The sequence below is a fragment of the Luteithermobacter gelatinilyticus genome, from assembly GCF_005849285.1.
In the GTDB taxonomy this organism is placed as follows: Bacteria; Pseudomonadota; Alphaproteobacteria; order Sphingomonadales; family Emcibacteraceae; genus Luteithermobacter; species Luteithermobacter gelatinilyticus.
Window position 1 is genome coordinate 2293884 of the sequence record NZ_CP040517.1, and the last position, 11904, is coordinate 2305787.

Consider the following 11904-nt stretch of genomic DNA (forward strand, 5'->3'; position numbering starts at 1 on the left):
TCCCTTGCTTATCCTGAAATTATCGTTTTGACAAAGTCGCATTTTCATAAGTCATAGTCGTTCGATGGGAACAAAATCCTCATCAAGGCCAAAAGCCCGCGGCCCCATGACCGCCAGTGATTCCGGCGTACGCATGATCGGCGCCGCGGAAACCCCCAACACCTTGAGCCGCTGGCCGAACCGCAATTGTTCCGCCGGCACCGGTTCCGCGGTTTCCCGGTCCACGGTACAGATCAGATCCGGCACAATCGCCTTGGTCACCCCCTCTTCCCGGGCCACCAGATGCTCATTCTGGAAAATCACTTCCAATTGCCGCCCGGACCCGTCCAGTGCTTCCAGCAGACAATGGCCAATGGACCAGCCCCGGGTAATCTCCCGGCGCATATCCACCACCTTGCCGTCAAAAATCACCTTGCATTTGTTGTAATAGGGGGTGCTTCTGAGATAGGTTAGAAGATATTCGACAGGATCGCCCCCCGTGCGGCCTTCCCGGATGGCGCGACCGATGCCCAGCGCCAGGCTGAGCGTGCCCCGCACCGCGGCACGTTTGACATCCGCGCCGGTCATGGGATAAGGCGAGGTCATGGCGCTGGCGCCCATCTGTGTGGCAATGACGCGCGCAAATTCCTCCGCCTTTTTACAACTTCCCGTCTCCAGGATGACCGCATTCAGATGTTCGTCGGTCATCACCATTGGCGTGGCGGAAATGCCGTAAATGTTAAAGGTCACCATGTCCAGTTCCGGGAAGGCCCGGCCCATGCCGTCCGCATCAATGATCGGCAGCCCCAGCCGGGCCGCAGCCATGATCGGCAGCATGGAATTGATCCCACCCATTTCCGCGGGCAAGATGGCCTCGGTCTTGCGGCCCAGATATTCATCAAGCTTGCGGATGGCCAGATCAATGTCATCGCCGCAAGCCCCTTTTTCCAGGATCACCGGCGGCGAGCCCAGCATGGCAGCCGTGGATACCGCCATATCGTCGTCCAATTCTTCCACCGGCAGAATCTCAGGCGCTCCGAATTCCCAGATGGCATTTTGGGCCAGAAGTTTTCCAATTAACGGATCGCCGCCGCCGCCAGCACCCAGAAACGCGGCCCCCGTGGCAATATCTTCCAGATCTTCCAGATGAATTTTCATGATCATACTCCCTGCTTCTCGCTGTCCTGTGCAGACCCGCCGATCAGGGACAGATCACCCGCGGCTTTCACCCGTACCCTGACCGCCCCGCCTGGTACATAGGCCAACGGAACCTCCTCCACATCCAGAATGGTGACACTGTTTTCTTCGGCTCCGGCGGCCACCGCCTGCCGGGTGGCCTCTGCCTTGGCTTGCGCAAGAGCGGTCTCCCGGCCCACCTCTTCATAGCTGAAGACCTTGTCGATCTCGCCGCCAATCTGGGCAATGGAAGCGCCGATGGCATTGGCGACCCCGGCATAATCGGGGATGATCACCTCACTGGCTCCGGCAATGTCCCGATCGACCAGAACCGCGCCCCCACCCACCAGGATCAAGGGCACGGGATCGCCACTGGTTTTCATGCGATCCAGCCCCTCGGCAATCATGTCATGGATTTTCTGCACAGCAGTTTCGACCAAAGCCGGGGAAAGGTCCGCCACGCGGGTTTTGTCGCCCATTTCCGCATAGCCCGCCGCAACGGCGATGTCGCTGGTGGTCAGGGTTCCCCCTCCGAAAACCATCGCTTGTTCTGTCAGACGATAGCCCACCGAGCGGGGACCGATGATCACCTGTCCGTTTTTATTCTGCACCAGGCTGCCGCCGCCCAGGCCCAGTGCCAGAATATCCGGCATACGGAAATTGGTCCGCACCCCGCCAATATCCACGGTGACCGAAGATTCCCGGGGGAACCCCTTATTCAGCACCCCGATATCGGTGGTCGTGCCGCCGATGTCCGCCACAATGGCGTCTTCCAGTCCCGACAGGAAGGCCGCCCCGCGCATGCTGTTGGTGGGGCCCGAGGCAAAGGTCAGGACAGGATATTTTTCCACAAATTCAGCGCTCATCAGGGTGCCGTCATTCTGGCTGATATAAAAGGGCGCCGTAATATTCAGGTCCTTAAGCGCGGTCTGGAACGCGCCGACCACATGGCGCGCCATGTCCGCCAGCGACGCATTCATGATGGCGGCATTTTCCCGCTCCAATATGCCCAGCCGACCGATGGTGTGCGACAGGGTCAGGTTCACCTCCCCCATTTCCTCCTGCAAGATTTCCGCCGCCCGTTCCTCCATGTCACTTTTGACCGACGAAAACACCCCGGTCACGGCCACGGTCTGGATGCCTTTGCTTTTAAAATTTCGGGCCGCAGCCGCGACGGCCGCCTCATCCAGCGGCGCATACATGCGGCCGTCAAACTGATACCCACCGCCCACAAAATGCACATGGCCGCCAACCGCTTCGGCAATATCCGCCGGCCAGTCAATCATCGGCGGCAGCGCCCGCCCGGCCGGCAGACCGATCCGCAGCACCCCGACCGGCAGAAGGCCGCGCCGTTCCACAAAGGCATTGGTGAAATGGGTGGTGCCGATCATCACGCCGCTCAAACTTTGCGGATCAACCCCGGACTCACTGAGCACCTGACGAATGGCCATCTTGATGCCGCTGCCTACATCCGGGGTGGTGGACATTTTGGTCCAGGCCTTGACGTCCTTGCCGTCAATCAGCACCGCATCCGTGTTTGTGCCTCCTACATCTACGCCGATACGCATAAAACGGTTTTCCCTTCTGATGACTTTTTTTGTTGCCGTTTCTTTTTTTTGGAAGAAAACCGTCCTGTTCTCAATGCCGCTCACCGGTAGGTTTGGTGGTTATTCCGGTAGGTCACAAAAAACAGGGTGCCGCGAAGGCACCCTACTAAAATCGGTAGGTTTTGAAAATTCTGAGGCCCCAACCTCCTTTCGAATTAGGTCGAAACCGTTTCAGGATGGGAGGTATGTTCGTGCCATTTGAACAGATTCATTTCGATAAAGACGAACGCCATGATCCACAGGAAAGCATCCCAGAAATCCAGGAAATCCCCGAGAAAACCCCAGTAGATTGCCGCCATCAACAGGATACCATAGACCACAACCTTGAAAATGGTGCTGACTCTCAGCACCATTCCCTCATACATGCCCTTCAGCTGTAGCCAGACATCCACTTCCAAGATCACCACAACACCAATCCAGGCCCCGGCATTCAGCACATCGACCACCGCAAGGCCCCGAGTGTCCATGAGTTTGGCATGATCGGTAATCACCAGCTGGTCCCCCACCTGGTAGAACGGGGCCGTCAGTTGCCGGCAGGTCTCCATTGTCAGCGGCAGATAATCGTCCATATTCAACAGGATCGAATAACCTGCATGTACCAGGCTACACGGCTCCACGCTTCCCAGAGGCGTGACATTCAGGCTCATCAACAATTTGGTGATATAGCCGTAAAAGGCATAGACAATAAACCCGTAACACAGGAACCGTACAGCCATCAGGCTGCCCTTTACCACCGCCTTTTTCAGCACTCGATCCGGGATCACAAAGGTTTCCAGCTCAAACATCATCAGCAGCACAAACCAGAAAAAGGTATCTATAAATTGTGCAAAAGCGCTGATCAGCTGTCCCAGCCCGACTTCCTCCCCAAACAGATGCCGGGACGTTTCCAGGTCTTCCCTAAAGAAAAAATAAACATTGCCCAGCAAGGAAAGATAGATGGCATATTTGAACAACATATACAATCTGGCTTTCAGGACAGACGGCTCAGACATGACGTTCATCTGCACTCCCTTGTTTTTTCAATCTTATCACCCCAGCATATGATTTTAAGGACGGCCTTATCCGCTTTCTCTGCTTTTTCCTTTTATCCGCTTTCCCTGCAAAGACAAAGGGCCTGAAAGATAAGGGCCTGAAAGATAAGGGGAGGAAAGATAAGGGGAGGAAAGTTGCCTTTCCTCCCCTTATCCTCACATCAACCCGAAATCCTTTGCCGTGAGATCCAGGCACAAACGCGCCTTTTCGATCAGTTCGTCAATCTCGCTTTTGGTAATCACCAACGGCGGACTGGCAATCATGCTCTGATCCACCGCCCGCATGATCAGATTATTGCGGAAACAATAATCCCGGCACACGGTCCCGGCGTCTTCCTCGCCGCTGAAAATGGTTCGGCTTTCCTTGTCCTTGACCAGTTGCAAAGCCCCCATCAGCCCCCGCCCGCGGGCTTCGCCCACAATCGGGTGTGTCTCTGCCAGGTGGTGAAGCGCCGCCTGAAAATAAGGGCCCGTTTCCTCGCGCACCTGGTGCACCAGGTCATGCTCCTGCGTATAGCGGATGCTGGCCAACGCCGCCGCACAAGCAGCCGGATGCCCAGAATAGGTATACCCATGATTGATGTCCCCGCCTTCAATCAGCACCTCGGCCACGCGGTCATGGATTCCGACGGCGGAAATCGGGATATAACCCGACGACATGCCCTTGGCCATGGTCATCAGATCGGGTTTGATGTCAAAGGTTTCCGACCCGAACCAGTTGCCGGTGCGGCCAAAACCGCAAATCACTTCATCAGCCACCAGCAAAATGTCGTATTTGCGGCAGATGCGCTGAATTTCCGGCCAGTAGCTGTCTGGGGGTACGATCACGCCACCCGCCCCCTGAATGGGCTCACCAATAAAGGCCGCAACATTTTCCGCGCCAAGTTCCAGAATCTTGTCTTCCAGCTCCCGCGCCCGCTGGAGGCCGAACTCCTCCGGGCTCATCCCGCCACCTTCGGCATACCAGTAAGGCTGGCCAATATGTTCAAAGCCCGGCAGAAGGGACCCCCCCTCGCCGCCCATATTGTGCATGTATTTCATACCACCCAGGCTGGTGCCTACAAGGGTGCTGCCATGATAGGCGTTCAGCCGGCTGATGAAGGTCCGTTTGCCGGGTTGTCCTTTTACAGCCCAGTAATGTCGGGCGAGGCGCACAATCGTATCATTGGCTTCGGAACCGGATCCCGCAAAAAAGAAATGATTAAACCCGTCCGGTGTGACCTCTGCCAAGAGGGTCGCCAGTTCAATCTGCGGGGGGTGGGAAGTCTGGAAAAAGCTGTTGTAATACGGCAGCTCCTTCATCTGCTCATGCACCGCCTCGATAAGCTCGCTGCGGCCATATCCCACATTGACACACCACAGTCCGGCCATGCCATCCAGAATTTTGTTGCCTTCGGAATCATAGATATAGACCCCTTCGCCGTGGGTAATTACCCGGGTGCCTTTACTGTTCAGCGCCTTGGGGTCGGTAAAGGGGTGCAGGTGATGCTCCCGGTCCAGTTTCTGCCATTCCGCCGTTGTATTGCGTATCATCATGTTCATCACATTTACCTCACAACCTTATAGTTCAGGACAACTGCACCCAGGTGGTTTTCAGGTCCGTATATTTTTCCAGAGCATGCAAAGACTTATCCCGGCCAAAACCGGACTGCTTGAAGCCGCCAAAGGGGATGGTCATGTCCCCCGTCGGGTCCCAGCAATTGACCCAAACCGTCCCCGCCCGCACAGCGCGGGCCATGCGATGCGCCCGGGAAATATCCCGGCACCAGATCCCCGCCGCCAAACCATAGATGGTATCATTGGCGATTCTCACAGCCTCTTCTTCCCCTTCGAAAGTCATAACGGACAGCACCGGACCAAAAATTTCTTCGCGCGCCACGGTCATGTCCGGGGTGACATTGTCAAAAATGGTAGGATCCACAAAATACCCTTCCCTGTCCGCCGGGCGCGTGCCGCCCAGTTTCAACTCCGCACCTTCCTCCCGGGCCCTGTCGATATAGCCCAAAACCCGCTCAAGGTGTTTCTCCTCGACCAGGGCGCCCAGAGTTGTGGCAGGATCCAGCGGATCACCTACCACCTGTTTTCCGGCGGCCGTCATCAATTTGTCCATAAATTCGTCTTTGATGGCCCTATCCAGAAGCAACCGCGATCCAGCGGTACAGACCTCTCCCTGATTGAAAAAGATCGCCCCCGCCGCCGCAGAGGCCGCCGCATCCAGGTCGGGACAGTCACCCATGACAATATGCGGGGACTTGCCGCCGCATTCCAGGGACACCCGTTTCAGGTTGGACTGACCGGCATATTGCATAAAATATTTGCCCACTTCAGTGGAGCCGGTAAAGGCAATCATGTCCACATCCATATGCAGGCCAAGGGCGCGGCCGGCCGTTTCCCCAAAGCCCGGCACCACATTGAACACGCCGTCCGGCACGCCCGCCTCCTGCGCCAATTCCGCCAGCCGCAACACAGACAGCGGGGACTGTTCCGCCGGTTTGATCACGATGCTGTTGCCGGCCGCGAGCGCCGGGCCGATCTTCCAGCAGGCCATCAGCAATGGAAAGTTCCAAGGCACCACAATGCCGATTACGCCCAAAGGTTCACGGGTCACCATCGCCAGCGCGGATGGATCCGTAGGGGCAATTTCGTCCATCAGCTTGTCGGCGGCTTCGCCGTACCAGTGCAAACACCGCGCGCAGCCCGGAATATCAATGGCCATGGCGTCGGAAATGGGCTTACCCATATCCAACGTTTCAAGAAGGGCCAGCTCTTCCCGGTTCTCCCGAACCAGATCCGCCAGTTTCATCAGGATGCGGCCGCGTTTGGCCGGGTGCATGCTTGCCCAGTGCCCCGCCTCGAAAGCCGCCCGAGCGGCTTTGACCGCCTCGTTGACGTCGGCCTCGTCACATTCCGCCACCTGCGTCAACACCTTGGCCGTGGCCGGATTGATATTTTCGAACTTTTTGCCGGACAGGGCATCCACAAAACGCCCATTGATAAATGCCTGACGGCGAAAGTTCAGTCCGGCCGCCTTTTCCACCCAATACTCACGCGTTGTCATGATATTGCTCCATATCTTTATATCTTTCCTCTTCAGGCCCAAAAACATTCTGTCCGGAAAACAGTCTGGTCCGGGAAACAGTCTCACCCTGGGAAGCCCGCCCAAGGCAGGCTTACCTCTCATCGTTCCGGTGCCTGACGGTTGTAAAAATTAAGGTCTCCCCTAAACGTTAAACAGCAGATATTTACTGTCCCAAGGGGACAAAACGCCTACATTAGCGTCATATTCCTGGCGTTTGATGTCCGCATATACATCCACAAACGCATCTCCCAAAAGATCCCTGATTGGCTGACAGCTCTCAAATTCCGCCAGCGCCGACAGAATATGATCCGGCAATTTGTTGCTGTCCAGATCATAGGCCGGCTCATCCATGGACGGACTTGGGTCGATTTTTTCGACCATGCCCAGATAACCACACAACAGCGTTGCGGCCAGGGCCAGATATATATTCACGTCCGATCCCGCAATACGGTTTTCAACCCGGCGCGCCGCCCGGCCGCCAAAAGGCACTCGCAGGCCCACCGACCGGTTTTCCCGGCCCCAGTGGGTATTGGTCGGCGCACTCCAGCCACTTCCGATACGAAGGTAAGAATTTACATAAGGCGCCAATATGGGCATCACGGCCGGCAGATATTTCTGCATGCCGCCAATATGATACAGGAACAGAGGCGTATCCTTGCCGGCCTCATCGGCAAAAATGTTTTCTCCCGTTTTCATATCCACCACGCTTTGGTGAATATGCATGGCGCTGCCGTAATCTTCCGGATAGGGTTTCGCCATAAAACTGGCAAACAGATCGTAGCGAATGGCGCATTGTTTGACGATGCGTTTGAAATAAAAGGATTGATCGGCAACATTCAGCGCCTCTCCATGCAGGACGTTGAACTCGAACTGGCCTGGCCCTGCTTCATGGATCAAAGTATCCACCTGGACATTTTGAATTTCACAATAATCATAAATCTTGTCAAACAGGTCCCCAAACTCATCCACGGCATCAATGGAATAGGCTTCCTGGGAACGGTCCACCTTGCCAGAGCGCCCGCGCGGCGGCAGAGGCGGGCTTTCCGCCACATCTTGCTTGGCCAGAAGGTAAAATTCAAACTCCGGCGCGACAATGGGCTTCCATCCATTATCCGCATAAAGTTCCAATACCCGGCGCAGCACCTGCCGGGGAGAGTAGCTGGCCGGCGTGCCATTTTCATGCACCACGTCACAAATCACCGACGCCGTGGGCGATGTCTGCCAGGGCACCATCACCAGAGTGCTGAAATCCGGCACCATGATCAGATCCTTTTCCAGCGCCGTCAGATGATCGTTGCGGATAAAGTCCCCATCCACCGTCATGGCAAACAGGCTGTCCGGTACCCGGTGAGAACGGGAGCGTATGCCATCCAGAAACTTGTCCCGCGGCATGGATTTGCCGCGACTTATTCCGGCATGATCGCAAATCATCACCTCCAGATCATCGACGTCCCGTTCCACCAGCCATTTTTCGATTTCCTGCAACTGTTTTTCGTCACTCATGACTCACCTGTTATGTTTTTTTAGAGCTTGCTGAAGAAGATCAACCCTATCACGTTTCTCCGCTTCAAAGACGCAAAACTCAATTGTTTACCGAGTATGCCCGATTTCCAGGGAACTTTCCAGAAAAATGTGATCACAAAATGTAAATAAATCTTTGGACAAAGAAAAGACACTCCGAAACGTGGAAAACACGCTCCCCTCCGACTCTTGTATTCTGGACTGAATTCTATGGAGATGGACTTGTCAGTGCCAATAGCACCAAATTTCTCCGGGGCGGGAAGCACTTCACCTTTCTTTACCTCTTTCCTTTCAAGACAACAGGTTATGGATCAAAACTATAGATTACCACCCCCTTTTCAGGGGGCGCGATGACACAATCATCAATTCGCAAACACACCTATTTATCTCAAACTAATTGCCATGACCCTAGACATATAGAAGGCCCTGGGGAGACAGAAGACCTTGGGGGACGCTAAACCTTTTCACCATTTTGCCCCCGACTAAAGCCATTTGTGATCACTTGTATTTCTTATTCTGCTCCGGTTTTTCGTAAACCACCTTGCCACCCATCATGGTCAGCAGTACTGGAATACGGTGAATGTCATAGGCATTCACGTCAAAGGGATTCTGTCCCAGCACCACCAGGTCCGCCTTTTTCCCCACTTCGATCGACCCGATCTGATCTTCCAGATGAAGCTGATAAGCTGCATCCAGCGTATACCCCCGGATCAGCGAAGCAATATCCAGGCGTTCACTTTCCCGGGGTTGAATCGGCGCATCGGGCGTCCCGGCATACTGACGGGTATGGCCAATTTCCATATTATAGAGGGGTGACATGCCCAGCGTGCCGGCCCCGGACGCCGGATAATCGCTGCCGAAGGTCAGACGCACCCCGGCCTGTTTCAGACTGTTATACCGAAAATATCGCTGAAACTGATCATCGCTGACAAACTGCCGGCCCATATCATCATAACTGGCCCATAGGGGGGTGCTTTGGGCAATGACGCCGAGCCGGGCAAAACGTTCCAGATCCTTGTCTACAATCACCTGCACATGGCAGATGGTAAACCGACTTGGGCTGTCGGCGGGGGCGTCTCTTTTAACAATTTCAATGGCATCCAGCGTTTCAGAAATGGCCCGTTCTCCCAGGGCATGAACATGAACATCATATCCCCGCGCCACCGCTGCATTCATCAGACTAACCAGTTGATCCACCGTGAACACGGTGGCGCCTTTATTGCCGGGATCGTTTTGATATTCTTCAAACATGCCCGCCGTGCGGCCTTCTATGGTACCGTCATCCATGATTTTCAGAACCCGGAATTCCACAAGATCGGATTTGGTTTTTTCTTCCAACGCTGCGAGCTGATCCAGCGCCCCCTCCATCTTGTCCGGATGATTGACCATCAGCGATCCCACCAGCCGTACCGTCATCGCCCCGCTCTTCTGCAGGCTGGCAAGAATATCGGGCAGCATCTCCCCCACATCAAGCGATCCGGCGTCAAAGGCCGAAGTCACCCCATAGGCATTCATAATGCGGAACACTTCTGCTGCCCCTTCACTCACCCGCTCTTCATTCATGATATTAAGATCTTCCATCGCCATCCCCGCTGTGCCTTCCAGAAACCAGCCGGTGGGGTGACCATTTTCATCCCGTTTGTACATACTAAACCCAGGCACCGGATCCGGCGTCTCCTTGCCAATACCCAGCTTTTCCAGTGTGCGGCTGTTACCCCAGGCAGTATGGAATCCTTCATCCATGATCAGCACCGGGCGGTCCGATACAATCTCATCCAGCATCTGGCGTGTCGGGCCACCTTCCCCAAAGGCAGTCGCCAGATAACCATATCCAAATACAATCGGCATGTCCGGATGTGTCGCCGCATAGTCCTTAATGGCTTCAAGCCAGGCGTCCACAGAGGCAAACGGATCCAGCGCCAACGCCTTCACAAAACCACCACCATCAATGGGGTGACTGTGGGTATCAATGAACCCCGGCATCATCACCTTACCGCCCAGATCCCGGACCTGGGTTGCCTCCCCCATATAGGCCCGGCTTTCCTCCATACTCCCCACATAAAGGATCCTGTCGTCCTTGATGGCCACCGCCTCGGCCCAGGGCCGGGTTTCATCCAGGGTATAAACGCGACCATTGGTGAACACCAGATCCGCTTTTTCCAGATCTGGCGCTGGTTTTTCCGCCTCACAGCCCACCAATAGCCCAAACGTCAGCATCAGACCGATCCCGCGGATCATGCGTCCTGCCTGCCCCCATACAGTTTTGACATATCTCATGACTTCTCTCCCTCCCTCCAGATCATTTCATTACTCACGGACTTCCAGGCTGTCCAGCCAGTTGGAAATTTCCCTGAGCCGGCAGGCCGGGTCCAGAACATCCGCCCCCAGGCCATAACGCCATTGCAAATCCTTGCGATCGGGCCGGATTGCCGCCAGCAGATCCGCCGTCAGCTGCTCCACATCCTCCTCATCACGACAAAAGCCTTCCGCCACCATCACGTCCCGATACCGCCACATCAGGCCCGCAATATAAGGAATGTCAAACTCGGGATGATACTGCACCCCCCAGAACACCGCGCTCCCCCGCCGCAACTCCATTGCCTGCACCGCACTCATCTCATTTTCCGCCAGGACCACGGCCCCGTCCGGCAGGCGCGTGACATGATCCTTGTGAATAGCCACAGAATCAAAGGCTCCACCTTTATACTGATATAACGCATGAACCCGGCCGGCCTCCGTCAGACGGATATTGCGGGCGATGCCGATTTCACGCCCCTTGGCGTTGGCTTGAACTACGCCGCCAGCGGCCACCGTCGCCACCTGCAACCCCCAGCAACTGCCAAACATCATAACAGGACGGGAAAGGCATTCTCGCATCAGGTCCACCTGACGCATGATTTCCGGCGTGCCGTCATAAATATTCAGAGACGACCCCGTCCAAACCAGCCCATCATAATCTTCCAGAGCCATGCCGGCAGGCAACGGGGCAGCCCCATCAGCCGGACAAATGATGTCACAGGCCACATCCGGCCGCAGACTTTTCAGTACAGAGACATAAAGCTCACTCTGACTCGGCAGCCCTGCGGCTTCCGCCTGACGTCGCGCCTCAGCCGTATTCCCCTCAATAATCAGCAGTTTCACGATATTTTCCTCACATTTCGGGCCCTTATCGGGCTCAGCCTCTTGACCCGCATTCCGGCTTATCCCACCAGCGCGCAGCCTAACATCCCTTTTGCCTTACATCAATCCATAAATATGATCACAAATTATAACAATAAGTTCTCAGGAATCTTTTCCCCAAAAAGATTTTTCTCAATTGTTATTTATTTATATATAGTTATGTATAATATACCTTTAGAGCTAAAAATAACTTCACTACATTCCCTAAAAATATAAAACAATATTTGTGATCATATTTTTCGAAGGCAAGCAGAAACTCTATAAAATTCACTTCACCCCCCGCATAAATAATGATAAGCCCTTAAAGAAGTTATGGCCTTAACAGAACAGG

Annotated in this window: 8 protein-coding genes; all 8 read right to left on the reverse strand. The window is 54.9% G+C overall.

The window, feature by feature from the left end; all coding sequences use genetic code 11:
• Positions 1 to 51: 51 nt before the first annotated feature.
• The 8 genes from FE788_RS10280 to FE788_RS10315 all read right to left on the reverse strand — a co-directional run bounded on the left by FE788_RS10280 (position 52) and on the right by FE788_RS10315 (position 11534).
• Positions 52 to 1137: an S-methyl thiohydantoin desulfurase family protein gene (locus tag FE788_RS10280; protein ID WP_210413889.1), complete on the reverse strand. Its 1086-nt coding sequence runs from the start codon at positions 1135 to 1137 to the stop codon at positions 52 to 54.
• Positions 1138 to 1139: 2 nt separating this feature from the next.
• Complete coding sequence (locus FE788_RS10285; RefSeq protein ID WP_138380558.1) at positions 1140 to 2723, reverse strand: hydantoinase/oxoprolinase N-terminal domain-containing protein; 1584 nt, start codon at positions 2721 to 2723, stop codon at positions 1140 to 1142.
• Positions 2724 to 2917: 194 nt separating this feature from the next.
• Complete coding sequence (locus tag FE788_RS10290) at positions 2918 to 3763, reverse strand: hypothetical protein (RefSeq protein ID WP_138380559.1); 846 nt, start codon at positions 3761 to 3763, stop codon at positions 2918 to 2920.
• Positions 3764 to 3949: 186 nt separating this feature from the next.
• Positions 3950 to 5323 (reverse strand): aminotransferase, encoded by a 1374-nt coding sequence (locus FE788_RS10295; RefSeq protein ID WP_138381362.1) that lies wholly within the window; start codon positions 5321 to 5323, stop codon positions 3950 to 3952.
• Between the two features lie 37 nt (positions 5324 to 5360).
• Entirely contained in the window at positions 5361 to 6851 is a 1491-nt protein-coding gene (locus FE788_RS10300; protein ID WP_138380560.1) for an aldehyde dehydrogenase, read from the reverse strand.
• 162 nt (positions 6852 to 7013) lie between these two features.
• Positions 7014 to 8375 (reverse strand): glutamine synthetase family protein, encoded by a 1362-nt coding sequence (locus FE788_RS10305; RefSeq protein WP_138380561.1) that lies wholly within the window; start codon positions 8373 to 8375, stop codon positions 7014 to 7016.
• Between the two features lie 516 nt (positions 8376 to 8891).
• Positions 8892 to 10670, reverse strand: a complete 1779-nt coding sequence (locus tag FE788_RS10310; RefSeq protein ID WP_138380562.1) for an amidohydrolase — start codon at positions 10668 to 10670, stop codon at positions 8892 to 8894.
• A 30-nt stretch (positions 10671 to 10700) separates the two neighbouring features.
• A complete protein-coding gene (locus tag FE788_RS10315) occupies positions 10701 to 11534 on the reverse strand; it encodes a type 1 glutamine amidotransferase (protein WP_210413893.1) in 834 nt (277 codons plus the stop codon).
• Positions 11535 to 11904 lie beyond the last annotated feature (370 nt).